Raw genomic sequence first — 21,615 nt, forward strand, 5'->3', positions numbered from 1 at the left:
GTCTGTAGGTCTACCCCCTCTGGGAAAGTCGTGTTGCTACGACAAGGTGCTGTGGCAACACGACTCTCCTGGCGCGCTAGATGAGCGCAGTGCTAGCGGCGGGTCATGATCGCCGGAGCTGTCGGTACGAGGCCAGAAGTAGGACGCCGATCAGCAGCGCGAGGGATCCTCCCGCTGCCAGCGGCTTCCAGCCTTCGTCGAGTCCCGTGGCCGCGAGGTGCTGTGTGGTTGGAACGACGGGAGTGTGTGTCGTCGTGCAATCCGGATCGGTGGTGCCCGTGACGCAGTTAGACGTCGGCGGGGTCACGCCGGGGGGGGTACGTCCGCGGAGCCCACGACGACGTTGACGTGCTTGTCGTTGGCGGTCACATTGATGTTGACCTTGACCATGTAGCTGAGAGTGGCCGTCTGCCCCACTGTCGAAAAGGTTCAACTGCATGAAGTCGATGTCGATCAGGTTCCCGATCCGCAATCCCGACAGCCACGTCGCCACCGGATGGCGCGCGGGAAACCCGACCGTCTTCTCGACGACACCCGCCGAAGTGATGCGCCGGTTCCGCTCATCGACGTTGTCGACCCGGATGCTGCACATGAACGAGCTGCTCGCGGGGTCGAGGGCGGCGAGAAGGAAGGATTCAAGCGTGACGTCGCCGCGGCGAAGAATTAGTCAGTGCTCGTCCCGGTCATCCTGCTCGAAGGTGAACAATTGGTCAGAATCGCTTGCGCCACCAGCGCCACCCCTTCCGACGCACTCGAACGAGGGCTTGGTGCAGAAATTCGTCGAGTCGCTGGGAAGCAAAATCACCGACGTCACCGTAGACGAGGTGAAGATAGCGAGCCTCGCGGACGCGGCCGTGCCAGCCTGCTGGAGTGTGGTCCCCCCGATGATCGGTTCTCAGCCACGGGATGCCGTCAGCATCAGTGACGGTCAACTCGTTGTCGTCGATGACGGCCGTCCACCCTTCGGCAATTGCGGGCACCGACTGCGAAGGAGCAAATCGCGGAAACCCCGCCGCCTCCATCGCTGCCGGCTGTGGATCTTCCCAGCCACGGCCGCTGTTCATCGTCGCGCTGACATTCAAAAAGGCCGCTCCCGGCGGCCCGGTTGCGGTGAGGAAGAACCAAACCAGGACTTCGTCTCCACCATCGCGAGTGCGGAAGACATGGATGTTCATGTCCTCGAGGTGGTCTCCTCGTAATGGTTGCCACGGCAGCCGCTGCACCCGTTCCTCTTCGACAAGCGCGAGTTGAGCACGCCAGATCTCCACGTCCGTCGGCCGCAATGGCGCGTTCTGATGCTGTTGGATGACGAGCAGCGACTGCCTAAGCTCAGCGAGGTCAGGGTCGGCATCCACGAGCCCTCTAAGAATCTGGAAACGAGCCTGCTGATGCGCGGCGACATTCTCAAGCGCACCCCGCCATTCCATGAAGCGACCCCAGGCGGCGCTCCACCTCACCGGCCTCTTGGCTAGTCCCCGTTGCCGCAAACTCGCCACCAGCGCGGTCCCCACGGTGATGCCGGTCTCCACAATGTCGTACTGCAACACCCCTTTATCCTGAGCTGCGTTCGCTGCCACGAGGAACGAATCCAGGGCCTCGCTCCACCGCTCCTGGCGCGCTGAAGTCGCGGCTGCGTCGGCAGCGGCGGCGAGGCTCATCACCCAGTGATCGAAAACCGTTCCGGGAAGTACGCGATCGTCGTCGTCTCGGAACTCGAGTTGGAGAAGTCGCAGCCGCTTCTCCAGATCATTGCCTGCAGAGCCTGTCCGCACGAGAGCATCCTCCAACGCACTGAGCGCGGCGTGCGCGGAAAGGGTGCGAGCAGACTCTCGATATTTCTCCGCGACCGGAAGGATATCCAGTACGACGCCTTCCACAAGGTCGATGCGGGGGATCTGCAGGAGTGCGACCGTGAACCTCGCGGCGCTGGCCAGGTAGTACTCAATAAGGACCGGATCGGGTTCGACATTCGCCTCGATACGCGCCGCGTACACCCGCACGGCCTGACGGAGCCAGACCGCTCCATGGGCTGGAGAACCAGTCAGGAGGAGCAGATCGCCGGCGTTATGCATCGCAGGAGCAAAGGGAAGTTGCTCATCGAGTTTCGCGACCACGGCAGCTTTCGCCAGCACGCTGACGCTGGCGGGCAGGTAAGACACCGCCGCCTGGACCCGTCCGATCTCACGCAATTCTTTCAACTGTTTGGCCAGAACATCGTTCAGCAGCTTCAAGTATGCGGCGGGATACGCGAGGCGACCCTCGCTGACGAGGAGCAGCGAATCGTGGACCGCGATGCGGTCATGTTCTGTCGCCCCGAGGCCACGCGAGTCCTTTCTAAACCGTGTGATGATCGACGCGCTCGCAAGCTCGGCAAGAACGCTTTCGAGCTCGAACTCGCCTATCCCGGGAAGGTGGCTGCACGCGTGACCGAGCGCCTGAAGAGGGACGTCTTCGCCTCCGCACAGGATGCCCATTACGAGCATGGTGCGAGCAGGCTCACTGAGTTCGTCCCACGTCATCAAAATCGCCGCGACAGCAGTCCGAGGATAGTAAACCGGCACGGACTGCTTCTCGTTGAGATCGACCTCATCGAGACGGTCGAGATAGGCGTTGAGGTTTCCTAGGTCTCCGCCGCGACGGGCTATCCAGTGGCACGCCATATCGAGCGCAAGTGGCCACCGCCCCATGGCGTCCGCCAACCTCTCGGCGCTCTCCGATGAAAGCGGCGCACAATTCGCGCGGCTGCCGAGCCTGCGAGAGATCAATGCGGCACATTCGCTCTCGGTGAAACCGTCGATTCGGAGAGATGGCGCGTGCGAGCGGGGCCACGTGCTGTCCTGACAGGTTATGACCACGTCGCCGTATCCGGACAGTGGTATCCAGTCGGCGACGGCCTCCAACGAAGCTACGTCGTCAAGGACGAGCAGCCAGGGGAACGGTATCCGGCTGAGGGTCTCCCGGAGTGCCTCCGACGCTGGCCGAGTCGAATCCCACGACTCACCAAGTTGCTCGAGGAGCGTGGGGAGCTGCGATTGCAAGAGCTGTTCGGACCCAGCGGACAGCCAGACGACACAGAAGTACCGTTCACTTCGTTGCGTCACCCAGGCGCTCACCGCGCTGGACTTCCCCGCGCCTGAAGGGCCGGTTACAACCGCCAATTGAGGAGTGGCGGCCGACGCGCCGATTAGATGGCTGTCCAAAAAATCGTCCACGACGCCACGCCTGATAACCTCGCCGACCGGCACGCCCAGCATCCGACCGAACTGCCGGCCTCCCGAAACCTGCGCCAGCTGCTGACCGGGAAGTCTGAGGATCTCCCCCACCATCTGCGCGGTGATGTACTGGTCTTGCGCAGAAGTCGCTTTTTCATCAACGAGGTCCCGCATGCGTGAGATCACCATTTGTGTGATGTTTCCCGCGACTTCCGCGTGCACGCCGGCGCGATATTTGAGGACACGCGCACGCAAACACGCGGAGAGCGATTCGATCGTCTCGTCCTCGGCAACTCGGAGAATCGAGAGACGAGCACGGCTGGTATCCAATCCGTCGACCGGTTTGCCGTTTCTTAGCGAAGCCTCGACGCGGGACGCAGGACCGGTGAGTCGACGATTGGTGCGGATTTCGTACTGCGCGCTGTGAGGATGCTCCACGAAGAGCGCGGACAGAATGGAAATGACACTAGGAAGCGTCAGCTGTGTCGATGATGTCGGCGATGATGCCTTGACCTGGACGGCGCGCTGAGGTTCGGCGCCGGGGGCAGGCAGGACAGCGAAGTCCGCAGAGTCCTGTCCGCGTACATCGACGCCCACGAGCCAATCACCCTCGGGGTTTGCGTCGAACTGATCGAGCAGCGCCTCGATCGTCACAAGATGCTGATACCGAAAGCCCGCGGTGCTATCCGCACCCCCAGAACCGCTCATTCTCGCCTCCCCCTGGCTGCACGCTCGCCAAAAGTTTCGCGACGGGCAAGCCCCGACACTCGCATGCATGTGACGTCTCGAGCAGGGCTCATCGCCACAGCGCCTCACGCTACCCCGCTTCGCACCAGCCCCCACTTCGTCACCCGCACATCACCTCGACACGCTTTCCGTCGCGGGCAATCCACCACCGGCCTTGATCGCGGCACGGCAGCGCGCCGATCAGAACCGGAAGGATGTCGACGAGTTCCAACGCCACCTAGTGCGATTCTCTCAAGCGCGCAGCTCACGGCGAGGGGCCGGGATTCTCGATCAGATTGAGCTGCGTGCCTTCGATGCCGATCAGGTCGCCGATCCGCAATCCCGACGGCTGCGTCGCCACCGATGAGCGCGCGGAAACCCGACCGTCTTCTCGACGACACCCGCGAGCGCCATCCTCACCGAGCCCACGCCGGCTCTCAACCGCGTCGAAGGCGGATGCCGCGCCATCCCACAACAGCCCCAGTCAAACACCGGTCAAACAAGTGGGACCAGCCAAGATGATGACAAATGGCTGATCAGAGGGTCTTATCTAGAGTAGGCCGCGGGGATCGGTACCAACCAGGCGCCGCGAGCGTCAAACAAGAGTCACTGATCCCCATCACTCAACGCCCAGAAGGGCAAGTACCGCCGACTCTTTGCGCCCGCCGTCGGGTCCTCGATCACGATGAGTCCAGCTGCTAGCGCATCGCGCAAAACTCGCGACACTTGCGCACTATTCGCGTCAGCGATTCGGAACCGTTCGCGGGCGGAAGAATTAGTAGTGGGCTCGCCGGACGCGTAGCGGAGTTGAGCATGCAGGTAGATCGCGTCTACGCGCTCTTCGCGAGTCATCTCCGCAAAGCTGCGCGGCCCAAAGACCGTGACCTTCGTGTGCCTTGCCTCAACGCTGATCTTCGGCGCGGGCAGTTGATGAAGCTCAACTTCGGTAGCAATTTTCTCCCAACCCGAACCACGTTCTTCAGAGATCCTCGCCCGAGTCATGAAGGACGCGAGGGCCTCATTGCGGGATGGGGGTCTTCCCCCGAGGAAGCGACGGATGTTGATGAGCGGTTCGCCGGGGTTCGTGAACTCGATCCGATTGGGGAAGATCTCGATCATCGGACCACTGCCTGAGATCGTGAGGTCCTGGTGGATGAGCATGTTGACCACGAGCTCGCGAATCACAGGGTCTGGGTAGCGCGGCACTTCGTGCCGAAGCCCTCCCACAGTGATCTCTTCGCGGGGAAGGAGTGCGGACATGTATTCCATGAGCCCCTCGAACCCCGCCGCGTAACCCCGCTGCCCGTCCTGACTGCGCACCGCAGCAGCTCGCGACGCCGTCCGGTATTCCGTCAACCGGGTCGCCTTACGGGCCACCGAAGGGAACCGTCCAAGATCGCGAGCGAACAGGAGCGCTCCGAGGTTTGTGACGGATGTGCCTGACTCAGATCGAACGAAGAACCCCTCGGCCGCAAGCTGATCCCCGACGCCGCGGCGAGTCTCCGGAAGCGGGAGCCGTAAGAGATCAAAGTACGAACCGTGGCTGATGAGCCCGATGGCTTCCTCGTCACTGAGTCCCGACTTCGCAGCACCGGTCTCGAAAGTGGTCCCCCTAAACGCCTCCCACAGTCGCGCCTCATGCTCCGGGTAGTCGCGAAGACTCTTCTTGTAGCTCCCGACCCGTATGTAACGATCCGACCGAAACGCGATCGGACGAGACCGGGCCGCATCAATTTCGAGGATGACGGCGGCCACACCGCCGCCGGTTTCGATTTTTCGGAAGTGGAAGTAGACCTGAGGGTCGAGCCCGCGCGCGAGCCACGGGATCAAGTCTTCGTTCCCCGCACCTTTGGCAGACAACGGATCGAACGATGTACCCACAACTGCGTGGTCGGCGTCTCGCACACCCCAAACCATGTAGGCGTGGGTTCGATTTGCCAGAACCGCCGCGTTTGCCAGCGCAGAGATGTATTCGCCGATCTCGCGAGGCTCGACATTGTTTTCTTTGAACTCAAGCCACGGCGCCTCAGAGGGAGCGGCGCACAATCTCGCGAGCAGGCTCTGGTCCTCAGTCAGCCCGGCCATCTACCCGTCAACCTAGAACCGCAAGAACTTATCATTCGCCTGCATCACATCCCCGGCGCCATATCCGTGAACCGCGAATAGTGCCCCTGGAACGCCACCGTGATCGTATCCGTCGGACCGTTACGGTGCTTCGCCACGATCAAATCGGCCTCACCCGCACGAGGTGAGTCCTTCTCGTAGGCGGCCTCGCGGTGCAGCAGCACCACCATGTCGGCATCCTGCTCGATCGAGCCCGACTCACGAAGGTCCGACAGGGCTGGCTTCTTGTCGGCGCGCTGCTCAGCACCACGGTTCAGCTGCGACAGGGCGATGACCGGAACCTGCAGCTCCTTCGCCATCAGCTTCAGCGCACGCGAGAACTCACTGACCTCCTGCTGACGCGACTCGACGCGCTTACCGCTCGTGAGCAGCTGCAGGTAGTCGATGACCACCATCTTCAGCCCCTCGCGCTGCTTGAGACGACGGCATTTTGCGCGGATCTCGACCAGCGTCATGTTGGGGCTGTCGTCGATGTAGAGGGGCGCGTCGTTGATGCGACCGCGGGTGGAGGCCACCGTGGTCCAGTCGCGCGAGTCGAGGGTTCCCTTACGCATGCTCTGCAGGGGAATCTGGCCCTCGGCGCTGAGCAGACGCATGGCGATCTCGCTGCGACCCATTTCGAGCGAGAAGAAGATGCACGGGGCGTTCGACTTGATCGCGGCGGCGCGGGCGAAGTCGAGCGCGAGGGTCGACTTACCCATGGCGGGGCGTGCGGCGAGCACGATCATCTGGCCGGGGTGCAGACCGTTGGTGAGCTGGTCGAGGCCGGCGAAGCCCGTGGGAATGCCCGTCATCGAACCGTCGCGGCCTCGGGCGGCCTCGATCTCTTCGACCGCGGCATCCACCGCCGTCGTCAGGGGGATGTAGTCCTCGGCGCTGTCATCGCCCGAGACGTTGTAGATCTCGGCCTGGGCGCTGTTGACGAGCTCGACCGGGTCGCCCTCGCCGGCGTAGCCCATCTGCACGATGCGCGTACCGGCCTCGACCAGGCGGCGCAGCATCGCGCGCTCGGCGACGATCGAGGCGTAGTAGCCGGCGTTGGCGGCGGTTGGCACGATCGAGGTGAGCGTGTGCAGGTAGTCCGCTCCCCCGGCGCGCTGGAGCTCGCCCGTCTTGATCAGCTCGTCGGTGACGGCGACGACGTCAGTGGGCTCGCCGTGCGAGTACAGGGTGAGGATGGCCTCGAAGATCAGCTCGTGCTTCGGCACGTAGAAGTCGGGGCCTCGCAACGACTCGATCACATCGGCCACGGCGTCTTTCGACAGCAGCATGCCGCCGAGCGCGCTCTGCTCGGCGAGCGTGTCGTGCGGGGGCGTGCGCTCGGGGCGCGGCGCTTTTCCGAGACGTTCTTCGGCGATATCGGCGATCGACACGGGCTCTCCTTCAGTTCGGGCACCCCTGACCGGGCCTCGCGCGCGCATGAAGCGTTCGCGGAAACGGGGCTCGGGGCGGCCTCGGCAGCATGGAATCACCGACGTCCGACATCGACGCGCGCGGCAACGTGATTCAGCTGCCCGAGGGGCTGCACCCACGGTAGATACCACGCTCTCCACACGCAAACGAGCCTGTGGATAACTCTGTGGAGAGCCTGCGGGAAACGCCGCGAGATCTGTGCACAAGTGCTGTGGAGAACTCGGTGGATGGGTCCGAATTGTAAGTATTTACAGGGCTCTGATCTGGGTTTTATCTATCCACAGGTTTCCTGGGGAAATCCCGTGTGAAGTGAACGTTGAAGGTTCCCTCGAGAAGCATTCACATGTGTACAACTCGGGGGATAACTCGCCGATGGCGTATCGACCAAAGGCCCTCGCTGTCAAATTTTTCTTCACCGCCCGGCGTGTCGCCCGTCACCAGCCCGTTCCCAGGGAACTACCTAGATTTCACCCGCCCCCTTCCCCCCGGGTGAATCGCGGCGTAGCGTCGCCGCCCAAGAGTTTCGGAGATTCACCTTTGGGGGGCGAATCATGGAGAACGCGTCCGATCGGGGGGCACCGCACCTGCTGCGGTTGCTCCTCGTCGGCGTGTCCACCGCCCTCGGAGCCGCAGCTCTCTCGGTCGCTCTTTCGGCCTCCCCGGCTTCGGCGGATGACGGCTCGGGCGGACTGCTCGGCACGATCGGCTCGACGGTCAACCAGGTCACCGACACCGTCGACGACGTTGTCGGTACCGTCGTCTCACCCACGGTCGAGCACGTCACCGAGACCGTCGCTCCCGTGACCGAAGTCGTCACCGACGTCGCACCCGCCCCCGTCGCCGAGGTGGTCACGACCACCACGGACACGGTGTCGAGCACCGTCTCCGAGGTCGTCGACACCGCGAACACCACCGTCGGCGGCACTGTCGGCACCGCGGGAGACGCGGTCACCGACATCGCCGGCTCGGGCGTCGTGGGCGGGGTCGTCACCCCCGTGGTCGAGACCGTCCAGTCGGTCCCCGTCGTCGGTGATGTCGTCCACGCGGTCGGCCTCGACGATCTCATCTCGGGTGTCACCGACGCGGTCGACGCGGCGCTCCCCGTGATCGTCGGCACCCTCCCCCCGATCTCTCCCGTGATCCCCGCGATTCCGGGCATCCCGACGGATCCCGGCGGCGAGGCCACCCCCCCGATCGTCGACGCGCTACCCCTCGAGCCCCTGCCGGTCGAGGCGGCGGCAGACTCTGCTGCGACAGTGCCCGGTACCCCCTCGACGGGTCCCTCCCCGGTTTCGTCGTCACCCCGCACGCCCCCCTCGGGCCCGGTAGCAACGCTCTTCGCGGCCGCCACGGGCGGCGACGCCCCCGCGGCCCTCGCGAGTGCACAGAACGCTCTCCAGGCCCTGCCGACCGACGTTCACGTCGACCTGGGCGCCAGCACGGGCTCGGGCTCTTCGGCATCCGGAAACTCCGGCGCGGGCGGCGCGAACGCCGCAACAACCGACGGCGGCAAGCTCTTCGCCGCTCCGCTTCTTCTCGACCGCCGGAACGTCGTCGACGACGATCTGCCCGGCACCCCGGTCTTCGGCACCGACGTCTCTCCTGACTGAGGACGGTCGCACCGTGCATCGCACGGCAGACGACCCCGCGCTTTCGCGCACCCTCATTCATCTACAGGAGAAACTCTCATGCGCAAGATCTACTCGCGTGTCCTTCTGGGCACGCTCGTCGGAGGCGGCCTCGCCGTCCTCGGAGCCGGCATCGCCAATGCCGCAGACACCTCAGGCGTCGACGGTCTGCTCTCGGGCGACCAGGTCGGTGTCTCGGTGAACCTTCCGGTCACCGTCGGCGGCAACGCCGTCTCGGTGATCGGAGACAGCAGCAGCGAAGGTGCCGACACCTCCGCTCCCGCCGCCCCCGCTCCCGCTCCCGTCACCATCACCGATGGCAGTGACGGCGTGGGCTCGGGCAACCAGGGGCTCGTATCGATCGACGTCCCCGTCACGGTCGGCGGCAACGCCGTCTCGGTCATCGGAGACAGCAGCAGCACGGATGCCGACACCTCGGCGCCCGCGCCCGAAGCTGCGGCTTCCGCGACGGACACCAGCTCCGACGGCAGCGACAGCATCGTCGGCGGCAACCAGGGCGTCATCTCGATCGAGGCCCCGGTCACGGTCGGGGGCAACGCGATCTCGGTGGTCGGTGACAGCAGCACCGAGAACGCCGGAACCACCGGCGGCAGCACCTCCGGCTCGACCGGCGGCAGCACCGTCACGGACGGCAGCGACGGAATCCTCGGCGGCAACGTCATCGACGCCCCGATCGGCCTGCCCGTCACCGTCGGCGGCAACGCCCTGTCGGTGATCGGTGACAGCGTCTCGAACGACGCCGACACCACCGGCGGCACCACGGGCGGCTCCGGCTCGACCGGCAGCACCGTGACCGACGGAACGGACGGAATCCTCGGCGGTAACGTCATCGGCCTCCCGGTGGGCGTGCCCATCACGGTCGGCGGCAACGCCGTCTCGGGCATCGGCGACAGCGTCACCGACGGCGCCACCACCACCGGCGGCACCACCGGCTCGACCGGCACCGGCACGACCGTCACCGACGGCACGGACGGCATCGGCAGCGGCAACGTCATCGGCCTCCCGGTCGGCCTGCCCGTCACCATCGGCGGCAACGCCGTCTCGGGCATCGGCGACAGCGTCACCGACGGCGCCACCACCACCGGCGGCACCACCGGAGGCGGCTCCGGTGACGCCGGCACGGACGGCACCGACGCCATCGGGGGCGGCAACGTGATCGGCCTGCCGATCAACGCGCCCGTCACCATCGGCGGCAACGCCGTTTCCGGCATCGGCGACAGCACCTCGAAGGACGCCACCACCACCGGCGGCACCACCGGCTCGACCGGCGGCACCAGCACCGATGGCACCGGCAGCATCGGCGGCGGCAACGTGATCGGCCTGCCGATCAACATCCCCGTCACCATCGGTGGCAACGCGGTCTCGGTGATCGGTGACAGCACCACCACCGACTCCACCACCGGAACGCCCACCACCCCCGGAACCCCGGGAACGCCCGGCACCCCCGGCACCCCCGGAACCCCGGGAACGCCCGGAACGCCCGGCACCCCCGGAACGCCCGGAACACCGGGAACGAACGGCACTGACGGCACGAACGGCACCGTCACCGTGGCAGGCTCGCCCGCCTCGGTCGGTTCGGTCAGCGCCCTCGCTGCCACCGGAACGGGCACCGCACGCGGCGCCCTCGCCGTGACGGGAACGGACGGCTCGACGGCCGCCGGGCTCGGTATCGCAGGTCTGCTGACCCTGCTCCTCGGAGCCGGTCTGCTGCTGCGTCGCCGCCGCTCGATCGCCTGATCCGGAGCGTTCAACCACAGAACGCGACACCGGATGCCACGCCCTCGGGCCGGCATCCGGTGTCGCGGCGTGCCCGGGCCGGGGCAGGCGCGAACCCTCGCACCGGCTCACGGTCCGGTGTCGACGGCTGAGCTCGTCGGGCCGTCGACTGGCCCGTCGACCGACACAGGGCTGCCGGTTCGCTCAGGCTAGAGCGCGCCGCCCCGACGCTCGCGCTCGAGGAAAGCGATCGTCTCGGGTCTCTGCGGAGCATCGAGGATCTGCGCGGGAGTGCCCTGCTCGACGATCCGCCCGCCCTTCATGAACACGATGCGGTCGGCGACCTCTCGCGCGAACGACATCTCGTGCGTCGCCATGAGCATGGTCGAGCCGCGGTCGCGAAGAACCCGAACCAGGTCGAGCACCTCGCCGACCAGCTGAGGGTCGAGGGCCGAGGTGATCTCGTCGAGCAGCAGCAGCTCGGGATCGGTCATCACCGCGCGTACGATCGCGACGCGCTGCTGCTGGCCCCCCGACAGGCGATCTGGGAACTCCCGCGCCTTCGCGCCGAGACCCAGTTGCTCGAGCAGTTCGGTGCCGCGCGCGTAGGCCTCGGCCTTCGGCATCCCGTGCACCTTCCGCGCCGCCAGCGTGACATTGTCGATCACGCGCAGGTGCGGGAAGAGGTTGAAGTGCTGGAACACCACGCCGATGCGCGACCGGGCGGAATCCTGGTCGATGGTCGGGTCGGTCAGATCGTCGCCGTTGAGCAGGATCTGTCCGTCGTCGACCCGCTCGATGAGGTTGATGGTGCGAAGCAGCGTCGACTTGCCCGAACCCGAGGCCCCGATCAGCACGACGACCTCGTGCTTGGCGAGATCGAGGTCGATGCCGTCGAGCACGACATGGTCTCCGAACGCCTTCCGCACCCCGCGGACATCGAGGACGCTCATACGATCCCGCCCATCTGTTCGCGCTTCGCCAACCGCGCCGAGACGTAGTCGGTGAGGCGGATCATCGGCAGCGCCATGGCCACGAACAGCAGCGCCGCGACGATGTACGGCGTGAAGTTGTAGTACTCGGCCGCCGAGATCTGCGCCGCGCGCACGGCATCCACCGCTCCGAGAACCGAGATGAGGCCGACGTCTTTCTGCATCGAGACGAAGTCGTTCATCAGCGCCGGCACGACCTTCCGCACGCCCTGCGGGATCACGACGATCCGCAGCGTCTGGCTGTGAGTCAGGCCCATCGAGCGGGCGGCGACCCGCTGCGAGGGGTGCACGGCTTCCATGCCCGCGCGCAGCACCTCGGCGATGTACGCCGAGTAGGTGAGCACGATCGCGATGGTTCCCCACAACACCACCGGCACCCGCCCGAACACGCCCAGTGCGGGCAGGCCGAAGCCCACCAGGTACAGCACGATCAGCAGGGGGATGCCACGGAACAGGTCGGTGTACACCGTGGCCAGCGCGCGCAGCGGGAAGAACACCGGACCCCGCAGCGAGCGCAGCACCGCGAGGGTCGTGCCGAGCACCGCCACGGCGAGCGCGGCGACGATGAGCACCTGGATGTTGACCCACAGCCCCGCGAGGATCGACGGGAAGCTCTTGATCGCGATGTCGAGGTCGAAGAAGCTGCGGCGCACGTCCTCCCAACCGGGGCTCGACAGGATCGCCCACCCGACGACCACGACGAACACCACCGAGCTGATCAGGGCGATCAGCACCGACTTCGTCGACTGCTGACGCCGCGTGGCGCGCCGGGCGAGTTCGAGCTCGCTCGGCCGCCACGCGGTGTCGGATGAGGGGGATGCCACGGAGTTACTTCAGCACGGGCGCGGCGGCCGTGCCGCCGAGCCACTTCTGCTGCAGCTGGTCGAGGGTGCCGTCGGCCCGGAGCGCGTCGATCGCGTCGCTGACGGGAGTAGTCAGCGCCGAGCCCTTGGGCAGCACGTAGGCGAGCTCGTCGCCACCGGCCGAGGAGTCGGGCAGCTGACCCACGACCTTGCCGTTGTCGAGAACGGCCCCGGCGAGGTAGAACGCGGTCGGCAGGTCGACGACGATCGCGTCGACCTGGCCCGACTGCAGGGCGGCGACGGCATCGTCGTTCGAGTTGAAGACGCTGAGGTTGCCGGTGCCGAGCTGCTCGGCGGCCACCTGGTAGCTCGTGGTGGCGCTCATGACGCCCACGGGGATGTTCTTCAGCTCGGCGACCGTGGTGGCGGAGGCCGCGGGCGAGGTGCCCGTGGTGACGACCGCCTGGGTGGTCGTGTAATACGGCGACGAGAAGTCGACGGCCTGCTTGCGCTGCTCGGTGATCGAGAACTGCTGCACGTTCAGGTCCCAGTCCTTCGGGCCCGGGGCGATCGCGCTGTCGAAGTTCGAGCGCACCCACACGATGTCGTCGTTCGTGAAGCCGAGCTTCTCGGCGACGGCGCACGAGACGGCGGCCTCGAAGCCTTCGCACGACGCGGGGTCGTCGTTCTCGACCCAGGGCGAGAAGGCGGGCTCGCCGGTGGCGATGGTGAGCTTGCCCGCGGCGACGGTCTGCAGGGCGCCCTCGGTCGCGGGGGCGGCGCCGGCGTCGGAGCCGGAGGGGGCGAACGCGCAGGCCGTCAGGGCGACGACCGTGGCGGCGGCCAGGGCGGTCAGGGCGGCGACGCGGCGCAGGCGTGCGGAAGCGGTCACGATTTCTCCTCGTGGACGTATCGGGGTCATCCCCGGAGTGCTGTGATGTGCACAGCGTACCGAGCGCATGTTTCGGGGATGTCGCCGGTGAAACCTGGCGACACGGGAAGCGACTACTCGGCGAGGCGCCAATCGGCGAAGCTGAAGCCGGGAGACACCACGCAACTGACCACGACCTCGGCGCTCCCCGCTGGCCGGGCGGCCTGCCAGACCCCCGCGGGCACGGTGTACTGCAGCACGTGCCCCGCGGCGAGGTCGGGTCCGAGCGTCACGGTGCGGGCGTCTCCGGGCTGGTCGCCGCTGCCGCCGAGCGAGAGCTCGAGGGCTCCCGGCCCGTGCCAGAGCCACACCTCGTCGCTGGTCACGACGTGCCACGCGCTCTCTTCTCCCGCGGTGAGCAGGTAATGGATGCAGGTGGCCGCGGGCCGCGTGCCGGCGGGCGTCTCGACCTCGACGCTCCCCGTCCACATGCGGCGGAACCAGCCGCCCTCGGCGTGCGGTTCGAGATCGAGCAGGACGGCGGTGGCGGGACGCTCAGCGGTCATCGGCGGATACTCCGGTCTCTCGGGTGAAGGCGGCGGATGCCGAGCGCACCTCGCCGTCGATGAAGGTGGCGGCGGCACGCCCCTCGCCGTCGACGACGAGGCGCTCGATCGTGTCATCGACCTCCGACACCGGCACGTCGAAGAACGCCAGATCCGCCACCGCCCCCACGGCGAGGTACCCGGTTCGGGCGGGCCCGGTGTCGAGCCCCATCGCGTGCGCTCCGCCGAGGGTCGCCGCGCGAAGGAGAAGCTCCGACAGGTCGCGGTTCGCGTACCCCTGCGCGCGCGCCATGCGGTGAAGCGCCGACACGTCGGCCAAGAGGTCGAGAGAGGGACTGGATGCCAACGAGTCGGTGCCCACGGCCAGCGCGTTGCCCTCGAGCAGATACGCGGCGACCGGCGGCTCGTCGAGCCCGATGACGGCATTGGACCGAGGGCACAGGGCGACGGTCGTCCCGCGTGCGCGCAGGATCGCCCGGTCGCGTGCCGTCATGTAGACCCCGTGCGCGATATGGCAGTCGGGACCGAGAACGCCGAGCTCATCGACGAACTCCGTCGCCCCCGTGCCGAAGCCCTCGTCGCGCAGGGCGCGGAAGCTCGCGGGTCGGTGCAGCTGCCACGGCACCGCCTCGCCGTGCTCGCGTTCGAAGGCCGCTTCGCCGAGGTGCAGGTGCAGCCGACTCCCGCGCTCGCGCACGATGTCGGGGATCTCGAGCAGCGGCTCGACGTCGAGCGAGTAGGGCGCGTGCGGCGAGAGCCCCGTCCCGGGGGGCGAGGGCAGGGCGTCGAGCCGCGCCTCGACCTCGGCGCGACCGCGCTCGGCCCACGCCGCGTTCGTCCAGCTCATCACCTCCCAGTAGGTGATGCCGTGCAGGCGTGCGTCGTGCAGCGCCGAGGCCGCCTCGACGTCGGTGACGATGTCGGCGACCGCCGTGGTCCCGGCCGCGATCATCTGCAGAGCGCCGGCCCTGGCATCCGCCGCCCAGTCGTGACCGGCGCGATAGACGGGGGTGAAGGCGTCGTCCCAGTCGTCGAAGCCCGCGTACGAGCCCCGACCGACCTCGGCCATGCCCGTGTACTGCAGGTGCGAGTGCGCGTTCACGAGTCCCGGGGTCAGCACCCCCGGCCAGTGCACCTCGTCGAACGCGACGCCGCGCGCGCTCAGCTCGTGGCGCACCCACTCGCGGTCGCCGACGTGGCGGATACGCCCACCCGCCACCGCGATGGCCCCGCCGGGGATGGGCGGCGCCGTCACGGGGACGACGAGCGCTGCCGAGTACAGCACGACACTCATGAGCGGGAGTCCCGGTAGCGGGGCGAACGCCAGTCGTCCACACCGTCGGGATCGAGGTCGCGCGGCGGGTCGATCCCCGCACCTCGCACGGCCAGCGCCGTCCGGGCGACGAGCTCGTCGACCTCGGGGCCGAGCGCGTGCACACCGGGCTCCGGACGCCGCTCGAGCAGCTCCCCCAGGGCCGCGAGCTGCACGGCGAACGACAGGTCCATGATCTCGATGGGGTTGCCCTCGGCGGCGGTGATGTTCACCGCTCCCCCGCCGCCCAGCACGAGCGCGTCGCCCGCGTCCGACGCCTCTCCCGGCACTCCTCCGGCGACCGCGATCACGCGCGCGACGGCGGCGATCTCGGGCGTCACCGTCGAGGGGACGCCCGTCGCCGAGACCACCAGCGCGCCCCCGGCCAGCTCGAGCGCTCGGCCGGTGACCAACCCGTCGTGCCGCGCCTCGAGCGCGCGGACGGGGTCGGTCTCGGCGACGCGCACCTCGGCCCCCAGCGCGCGCAGGTGCGCCGCGACTCCCCGACCGACGGGCCCGTAGCCGAGCACGAGCGCGGGCTGGTCGGTCAGCGCGATCCCCCGCTCCTCGAGCAGGTCGGCGATCGCGAAGACGCACGACTGCCCCGTGCCGTAGCGGTTGTCGAACATCGTCTTGGTGCGCGCGTCGTTGACCGCCATCACGGCGCAGCGGAGGGTGCCGGCATCCTGCATCCGACGAAGGGGCGTGAGGCCGCTCGTCGTCTCTTCGCACGCACCGATCCACCCGTCCACGAGCGCCGGGTCGTCTTCGTGCGCGAGGCGGACCAGGTGCGCCCCGTCGTCGAGCAGCACGTCGAGCCCCGCGCGGAGGAAGGCCAGCGCCTCGGCGCGCTCGTCCGGCCCCGCGAGCGCCGGGTCTGCGGTCACGGCGAAACCCTGAGCTCGAAGCTCGTCTGCGACCGCGACGTCGGTCTCGTCGGGATGCGCGTACACCGACACCTCGGCACCCCGCTCACGCAGCAGAAGCGAGAGCACCGCGGTCTTGGGCTCCAGCACCATCGCCACACCGACATGGAGACCGGTCAGGTCGAGCCTCTCAGCAAGGGCGGCGGCGACGGGCATGTGCTGCCGTGCGAAGGCGACGCGTCCGGCGGCGTCTCCGCGTTCGGGCAGCGGCTTGCCGTCGAGCAGCACGCGATCGGCATCCAGGTCGAACTCGATGCGCCCCGAATCCGGGATCGGGCTCGGGATGCCGCCGAGCCGCGCCAGCAGATCATGCAGGGCATCGGCACCGGTCCCGGTCACCGCGAACGGGCGCCCGGCGATCATGAGGTTCGACAAGCGCGCAAAACGGCGGACGATGCGCTCGGGTGCGCGAGGGTCGGTCACGGCACTCAGCCTAGGGTCGCCGGGCTCGCACCTTCGGACAGTCGGGCCCTCCGTCGTCGCATGCGCCCGGCGAACCCACCCCGAACCGCCCCCGGCCTCACCTCGGGAAGCGCCCCGCCCGGGGACGCACCCGGCGCTCGCGGCGGGATCAGCCGCCCCGCCCCAGGAAACACGAAAAGGCCCCGCCCTGCCGAAGCAGGAGCGGGGCCGAATCGTGCGTCGCGAATTACTTCGCGGCGACCACCTGAAGGGTGATCACGGCGGTGACGTCGTCACGCAGGCGAACGGTCGCCTCGTGCTGGCCGACCGACTTGATCGCCGAGGTGATCTGGATCTTGCGCTTGTCGAGCTCACCGAGACCGGCGGCCTTGACGGCGTCGGCGACATCGGCGGGCTTGACCGAACCGAAGAGACGACCCTCGTTGCCGGCCTTGACGGCGAGCTTGACGGTGTTCGACTCGAGCGAGTTCTTCAGGGCCACAGCATCTTCGTGGTCGTGGATCGCGCGGGACTCGCGAGCGGCGCGAATCGACGCGACCTGCTTCTCGCCACCACGGCTCCACGACACGGCGAAGCCCTGCGGGATGAGGTAGTTACGGGCGTACCCGTTCTTGACCTCGACAACATCACCGGCGCTACCGAGCCCGGTGACCTCATTCGTGAGAATCAGCTTTGCCATCGGGTGCTCCTTAGCGGCCGGCGCCGGCGTAGGGCAGAAGAGCCATCTCGCGCGCGTTCTTGATGGCGCGGGCGATCAGACGCTGCTCCTGCACGGAGACACCGGTGATACGACGGGCGCGGATCTTGCCGCGCTCCGAGATGAACTTGCGGAGGGTGGGGACGTCCTTGTAGTCGATGACGCCGACGCGGATCGCCTTCGCGGGGGCTGCGTTCTTTGCGCCCTTCCGCGGCTTGCGGCGGTCGCCAGTGGCCTTTCCAGCCATGCTTCCTTCTTTCGTGTGGTTCGGACGCCGTTCCAGTCACGAGGACCGGGGCACGGCATCCGGAATTTCGGGGGTCGTCTCGCTCGAGAGCGGGGCGAAGATCAGAACGGGGTGTCGTCGCCGTAGGAGCCGGGAGTGCTCCACGCGTCAGCGCCGCTGTTGTTGCCGCCGCCGTTGTTCGAGCCGGGGGTCGACCACGGCTCGTCGTTCGACTGCTGCACCTGCGCGCGCTGACCGCCACCACCGCCGCCACCGTTACCGCCACCGGCGGCTCGGGTGACCTGGGCGGTCGCGTAGCGGAGCGAGGGGCCGATCTCATCGACTTCGAGTTCGATGGAGGTGCGGTTGTTGCCCTCGCGGTCCTGATAGGAACGCTGCTTCAGGCGACCGGTCGCGATGACACGGCTGCCCTTCGTCAGCGAACCGGCGACGTGTTCGGCGAATTCGCGCCACACCGAGGCGCGCAGGAACAGCGCCTCGCCGTCTTTCCACTCGTTCGCCTGACGGTCGAACGTGCGGGGAGTCGACGCGATGGTGAAGTTCGCGACCGGCAGCCCGTTCTGCGTGTACCGCAGCTCGGGGTCGGCCGTGAGGTTGCCCACAACGGTGATGACGGTTTCGCCGGCCATCGTCGTTACTTCGCAGCCTTCTCGGCGGACTCGACCTTGCGGGGAGCGGCAGCCTTGCGAGCGGCCTTCTCCTCGGAGCGCTTGGCTTCGGCGGCGACCTGAGCGATCGCCTCTTCGGCACGGAGGACCTTGGTGCGCATGATCTGCTCGTTCAGCTTCAGCTGACGGTCGAGCTCGTTCGTGGCCTCGCTGGTCGCGACGAAGTTGACGACGGCGTAGATGCCCTCGTTCTTCTTGCGGATCTCGTAGGCGAGACGACGGCGGCCCCAGATGTCGATCTTGTCGATGGTTCCTCCATCGGCCGTGATGACCTTGAGGAATCCGTCGAGCTTCGGAGCGACCTGGCGCTCGTCGACCTCGGGATCGAAGATGACCATGAGTTCGTACTGGTGCGTCACTAACCCACCTCCTTCGGACTAGAACGGCTGACGGGCATTTCCCGGCAGCAGGAGGGTGTGTTGCACGTCATCACGGGGTTACACGCGCATGGGCGTAGCCGGACAACCTTCGTAGTCTAACGGATGCCGGTGGCCCCGGGGAATCGGACCTCGGTAGCGTGGACGTGACCAGACGACGGCGGGGGGCCGCATGGCAGGGATCCGACCATTCGACGCGCGAGCGTTGCTGACGCCGCCCGACCCGCGGGCCGCGAAGGCGTTCACGGCGCAGCTCCGAACTGAGGGGAAGCTCCCCGGGACGGGCGCGGCGATCGCCGCCTACGCCATCGCACTGGCGTTCATCGGCGGGGTCGGCGTCGTCATCATCGTGCTCGCGGTCGTGCTGTCGCCGTTCCTGCGCGAGGGATCGATCATCCTGGGCGTCCTCTTCCTCATCCCCATCGGCTTGGGCCTCGGCGGGCTCGCCCTGGCCTGGTTCGTGGGGCAGAAGACCCAGCGGACGCAGGAGGACCGCCGGCTCCGGCTCGCCGGGTTCGGCCGCGACGTGGGCATGGAGTACGTCCCCGCGGTGCCCGCTCCCCCGCTGCCGGGTGTGCTGTTCGGTATCGGCGGCGACCGCACGGGCTACGACATCCTGCGCGGACGCGAGCCGCGATTCGTCGAGATCGGCAACTACGCGTACACGACGAGCGACGGCAAGAACACGCACACCTCGCGCTGGGGATACATCGCGATCCGGCTCGACGTGCCTCTTCCTCATATCGTCTTGGATGCCGTGGGCAACGGCGTGAAACTCGGCCTCTGGGAGCGCGGGCAGCGCCTGAGCCTCGAGGGCGACTTCGACAGGTACTTCCAGCTTTCGTGTCCCGAGGGCTACGAGCGCGACGCGCTGTACCTCTTCACCCCCGACGTCATGGCACGCTTCATCGACAACGCCTCGGCACTCGAGGTCGAGATCGTCGACGACTGGATGTTCCTCTACTCGCCCGAGGAGCTCTCGACGACCGACCCGGCCCGGTGGGCGTGGGCGTTCGCGGTCGTCTCGGCGCTGCTCGACAAGCTCGACCAGTGGGCGCGGTGGCGCGACGACCGGCTGCGGGCGGACGCTCCGGTGGGTCGACCGGCGGCGGCGGGGGTCGCGGTGCCAGCGGGGGCCGGGACGCCCGCGGCGGCCGGAGCACTCGCACCCGCGCCGATGACGTTCACCCCCGCGCCCGTCGGGGTCGCCCCTCCCGGTCAGCGGTTGAAGCGCAGCAAAGCGTGGCTCATCGCGCTGCTCGTCGTGGCCGGGGCCTTCGTCGTCGTGCCGGTCGTGCTTTTCGCGGTCGGCTTCCTCGTCTTCTTGGCGCAGTCGTCATGACCGTCGACACCACCGCGCTGACCCAGCCGATCGAGCGAACGAAGGTCCGCGCCTTCAGCAAGGCTCTGCGCGAGAAGGGGATGCTGCAGAGCCGCGCCTTCACGATCATCGTCTTCGCGTTCGTCGGGATCGTGGCCGCGCTCATCATCGTCCCGACCCTCGGGTCGATCGTCGCGACGGCCTTCACCCGCGGCAGCGGCAACCCTGTCGCGCTGCTCCCCTTCGTCCTCGTTCTCGCCATCGTCGGATTCCTGGTGTGGGCCTTCGTGCGCGCGGTCGGCGGCTCCGCGGCACGTCGCTACCGGCTGAGCCTTTTCGCGAGCGCGAATGACATGACGTGGCATCCGGGATTCTCGAACCCCCGGCGCCCTGGCATCATCTTCGACCTCGGCCGCAATCAGGAGCTGCACGACGTGATGCGGCGAGCGCAGCCGCGCGCTCTCGAGGTGGCCAACTACACGTACGAGACCGGGTCGGGGAAGAACAAGCAGACGCACCGCTGGGGATACGTCGCGCTGCGGCTCGACACCCCGCTCCCCCACATCGTGCTGGATGCCGTGGGCAACAACGGTCTGTTCGGCGGCTCGAACCTGCCGATCACGTTCGGTCGCGACCAGCGGCTGAGCCTCGAAGGCGACTTCGATCAGCACTTCGCCCTGTACTGCCCCGAGGGATACGAGCGCGACGCGCTGTACCTGTTCACCCCCGATGTCATGGCCCGGTTCATCGACAACGCCGCGGCGCTCGACGTCGAGATCGTCGATGACTGGCTCTTCCTCTACGCCAAGCGCGACCTGGTGACCCTGGATGCCGCGACCTGGCGGTGGTTGTACGCCACGGTCGACGCGATCGACGAGAAGCTCGCGCAGTGGGCGCGGTGGCGCGATGAGCGGCTCGCCGGTTCGTCCGCGGGTGCTGCGGACGGCGGCACCACGGCATCCGGCCCCGCGGCCCAGAGCGTGCCTTCGCTCACCCCGCCACCCGCCGGCGTCGCCCGCGAAGGGCGGCGCTTGAAACGAGGGATCTCGTGGGTATCGATCGCGGTCGTCGTGTTTATCGGCGGGTTCTGGGTGCTGTCGGTCGTGCTCGGGCGATGAGGGTCACCCCGGTTTCGGCTGAGGACGCGCATCCTGCACGAGTCACCGCACTAAGACACGCAGAGGCAGCCGCGGAGTGGATCGCTGAACCGTCGAACGGGCGTACGACGTTGGCTGTTACTTGCGCCAGCCGTGTCGACCTGTGTGGCGGGACCACGCCACGTATTGAGCTTCGCTGACGGTAATCGTGCGTCCCTCCGCAGGTACAAAGAACTTTCCGGTTACCGGGTTTCCGCCCGCGCCACCCTGATACGCGGCATCAACGTATTCGGGTTCGGCAGTTTCATCCTCGCCGACATGACGTAGATGAACGATCTGGGAAGGGTCCAGTTCGTGGAACGTTTTGTACTCTCGGGGTTCGGTGGGGTAAGCCATTCAGACAGGGTATGTCAGGTACTTCTACCGATTGATCACGTGGAGCGGCTGAGACCGCGAAGTCTCGGAAAATTCGGTC

The 21,615-nt window shown here is 67.4% G+C and carries 19 protein-coding genes; 5 read left to right on the forward strand and 14 right to left on the reverse strand.

What is annotated here, in order from left to right; all coding sequences use genetic code 11:
* The first annotated feature begins 400 nt into the window (after positions 1–400).
* Positions 401–667 carry a hypothetical protein gene (locus QE416_RS04865; RefSeq protein WP_307314017.1) on the forward strand — a complete coding sequence of 89 codons (267 nt, stop codon included), beginning with the start codon at positions 401–403 and terminating at the stop codon, positions 665–667.
* Between the two features lie 43 nt (positions 668–710).
* Here the strand turns inward: QE416_RS04865 and QE416_RS04870 are convergent, their stop codons facing one another.
* The 3 genes from QE416_RS04870 to dnaB form a co-directional block, all read right to left on the reverse strand.
* Positions 711–3,866, reverse strand: coding sequence for an ATP-binding protein (locus QE416_RS04870; RefSeq protein ID WP_307314020.1), 3,156 nt, complete (start codon positions 3,864–3,866; stop codon positions 711–713).
* Between the two features lie 678 nt (positions 3,867–4,544).
* Positions 4,545–6,023, reverse strand: coding sequence for an ATP-binding protein (locus QE416_RS04875; protein ID WP_307314023.1), 1,479 nt, complete (start codon positions 6,021–6,023; stop codon positions 4,545–4,547).
* Between the two features lie 44 nt (positions 6,024–6,067).
* Positions 6,068–7,435: a replicative DNA helicase gene (dnaB, locus tag QE416_RS04880; protein ID WP_103207564.1), complete on the reverse strand. Its 1,368-nt coding sequence runs from the start codon at positions 7,433–7,435 to the stop codon at positions 6,068–6,070.
* Positions 7,436–8,026: 591 nt separating this feature from the next.
* On the opposite strand from dnaB, the gene QE416_RS04885 reads away from it, so the two are divergent.
* The gene (locus QE416_RS04885; RefSeq protein WP_307314024.1) at positions 8,027–9,085 is read left to right on the forward strand and encodes a hypothetical protein; all 1,059 of its coding nucleotides are present in this window, start codon (positions 8,027–8,029) and stop codon (positions 9,083–9,085) included.
* Positions 9,086–9,163: 78 nt separating this feature from the next.
* The gene (locus tag QE416_RS04890) at positions 9,164–10,861 is read left to right on the forward strand and encodes a chaplin family protein (RefSeq protein ID WP_307314026.1); all 1,698 of its coding nucleotides are present in this window, start codon (positions 9,164–9,166) and stop codon (positions 10,859–10,861) included.
* Positions 10,862–11,049: 188 nt separating this feature from the next.
* On the opposite strand, the gene QE416_RS04895 is transcribed toward QE416_RS04890, so the two are convergent.
* The 10 genes from QE416_RS04895 to rpsF all read right to left on the reverse strand — a co-directional run bounded on the left by QE416_RS04895 (position 11,050) and on the right by rpsF (position 18,704).
* A complete protein-coding gene (locus tag QE416_RS04895; protein WP_307314028.1) occupies positions 11,050–11,793 on the reverse strand; it encodes an amino acid ABC transporter ATP-binding protein in 744 nt (247 codons plus the stop codon).
* On the reverse strand, positions 11,790–12,656 hold the full coding sequence (locus tag QE416_RS04900) for an amino acid ABC transporter permease (RefSeq protein ID WP_307314030.1): 867 nt from the start codon (positions 12,654–12,656) through the stop codon (positions 11,790–11,792). Before QE416_RS04900 ends, QE416_RS04895 begins: the two co-directional genes overlap by 4 nt.
* 4 nt (positions 12,657–12,660) lie before the next feature.
* Positions 12,661–13,527 carry an ABC transporter substrate-binding protein gene (locus QE416_RS04905; RefSeq protein WP_307314032.1) on the reverse strand — a complete coding sequence of 289 codons (867 nt, stop codon included), beginning with the start codon at positions 13,525–13,527 and terminating at the stop codon, positions 12,661–12,663.
* 113 nt (positions 13,528–13,640) lie between these two features.
* Positions 13,641–14,072: a cupin domain-containing protein gene (locus QE416_RS04910; RefSeq protein ID WP_307314035.1), complete on the reverse strand. Its 432-nt coding sequence runs from the start codon at positions 14,070–14,072 to the stop codon at positions 13,641–13,643.
* Positions 14,062–15,366 carry an amidohydrolase family protein gene (locus QE416_RS04915; protein WP_267788757.1) on the reverse strand — a complete coding sequence of 435 codons (1,305 nt, stop codon included), beginning with the start codon at positions 15,364–15,366 and terminating at the stop codon, positions 14,062–14,064. The genes QE416_RS04910 and QE416_RS04915 overlap by 11 nt, the downstream gene beginning before the upstream one ends.
* Entirely contained in the window at positions 15,363–16,733 is a 1,371-nt protein-coding gene (locus QE416_RS04920) for an adenosylhomocysteinase (RefSeq protein ID WP_307314038.1), read from the reverse strand. Before QE416_RS04920 ends, QE416_RS04915 begins: the two co-directional genes overlap by 4 nt.
* A 226-nt stretch (positions 16,734–16,959) precedes the next feature.
* Positions 16,960–17,412, reverse strand: a complete 453-nt coding sequence (gene rplI, locus QE416_RS04925) for a 50S ribosomal protein L9 (RefSeq protein ID WP_307314040.1) — start codon at positions 17,410–17,412, stop codon at positions 16,960–16,962.
* A gap of 10 nt (positions 17,413–17,422) precedes the next feature.
* On the reverse strand, positions 17,423–17,677 hold the full coding sequence (gene rpsR / locus QE416_RS04930) for a 30S ribosomal protein S18 (RefSeq protein ID WP_055832386.1): 255 nt from the start codon (positions 17,675–17,677) through the stop codon (positions 17,423–17,425).
* A gap of 101 nt (positions 17,678–17,778) precedes the next feature.
* Positions 17,779–18,306, reverse strand: coding sequence for a single-stranded DNA-binding protein (locus tag QE416_RS04935; RefSeq protein WP_251509016.1), 528 nt, complete (start codon positions 18,304–18,306; stop codon positions 17,779–17,781).
* Positions 18,307–18,311: 5 nt separating this feature from the next.
* A complete protein-coding gene (rpsF, locus tag QE416_RS04940; RefSeq protein ID WP_058622540.1) occupies positions 18,312–18,704 on the reverse strand; it encodes a 30S ribosomal protein S6 in 393 nt (130 codons plus the stop codon).
* Between the two features lie 190 nt (positions 18,705–18,894).
* Between rpsF and QE416_RS04945 the strand changes: the two genes are divergently transcribed.
* On the forward strand, positions 18,895–20,064 hold the full coding sequence (locus QE416_RS04945) for a hypothetical protein (protein ID WP_307314043.1): 1,170 nt from the start codon (positions 18,895–18,897) through the stop codon (positions 20,062–20,064).
* Positions 20,061–21,161: a hypothetical protein gene (locus QE416_RS04950; RefSeq protein WP_307314044.1), complete on the forward strand. Its 1,101-nt coding sequence runs from the start codon at positions 20,061–20,063 to the stop codon at positions 21,159–21,161. Before QE416_RS04945 ends, QE416_RS04950 begins: the two co-directional genes overlap by 4 nt.
* Before the next feature lie 117 nt (positions 21,162–21,278).
* Here QE416_RS04950 and QE416_RS04955 read toward each other — a convergent pair whose 3' ends face one another.
* Entirely contained in the window at positions 21,279–21,536 is a 258-nt protein-coding gene (locus QE416_RS04955; protein ID WP_307314046.1) for a hypothetical protein, read from the reverse strand.
* Positions 21,537–21,615: the final 79 nt, after the last annotated feature.

Source organism: Microbacterium sp. SORGH_AS_0421 (genome assembly GCF_030818635.1).
In the GTDB taxonomy this organism is placed as follows: Bacteria; Actinomycetota; Actinomycetes; order Actinomycetales; family Microbacteriaceae; genus Microbacterium.

Coding starts and splice junctions, on each gene's coding strand:
- QE416_RS04955 (WP_307314046.1), bottom strand. CDS start 21,536: ATGGCTTACCCCACCGAACCCCGAGAGTACAAAACGTTCCACGAACTG.
- QE416_RS04885 (WP_307314024.1), top strand. CDS start 8,027: ATGGAGAACGCGTCCGATCGGGGGGCACCGCACCTGCTGCGGTTGCTC.
- QE416_RS04895 (WP_307314028.1), bottom strand. CDS start 11,793: ATGAGCGTCCTCGATGTCCGCGGGGTGCGGAAGGCGTTCGGAGACCAT.
- rplI (WP_307314040.1), bottom strand. CDS start 17,412: ATGGCAAAGCTGATTCTCACGAATGAGGTCACCGGGCTCGGTAGCGCC.
- QE416_RS04945 (WP_307314043.1), top strand. CDS start 18,895: ATGGCAGGGATCCGACCATTCGACGCGCGAGCGTTGCTGACGCCGCCC.
- QE416_RS04915 (WP_267788757.1), bottom strand. CDS start 15,366: ATGAGTGTCGTGCTGTACTCGGCAGCGCTCGTCGTCCCCGTGACGGCG.
- rpsR (WP_055832386.1), bottom strand. CDS start 17,677: ATGGCTGGAAAGGCCACTGGCGACCGCCGCAAGCCGCGGAAGGGCGCA.
- QE416_RS04890 (WP_307314026.1), top strand. CDS start 9,164: ATGCGCAAGATCTACTCGCGTGTCCTTCTGGGCACGCTCGTCGGAGGC.
- QE416_RS04910 (WP_307314035.1), bottom strand. CDS start 14,072: ATGACCGCTGAGCGTCCCGCCACCGCCGTCCTGCTCGATCTCGAACCG.
- QE416_RS04950 (WP_307314044.1), top strand. CDS start 20,061: ATGACCGTCGACACCACCGCGCTGACCCAGCCGATCGAGCGAACGAAG.
- QE416_RS04935 (WP_251509016.1), bottom strand. CDS start 18,306: ATGGCCGGCGAAACCGTCATCACCGTTGTGGGCAACCTCACGGCCGAC.
- QE416_RS04875 (WP_307314023.1), bottom strand. CDS start 6,023: ATGGCCGGGCTGACTGAGGACCAGAGCCTGCTCGCGAGATTGTGCGCC.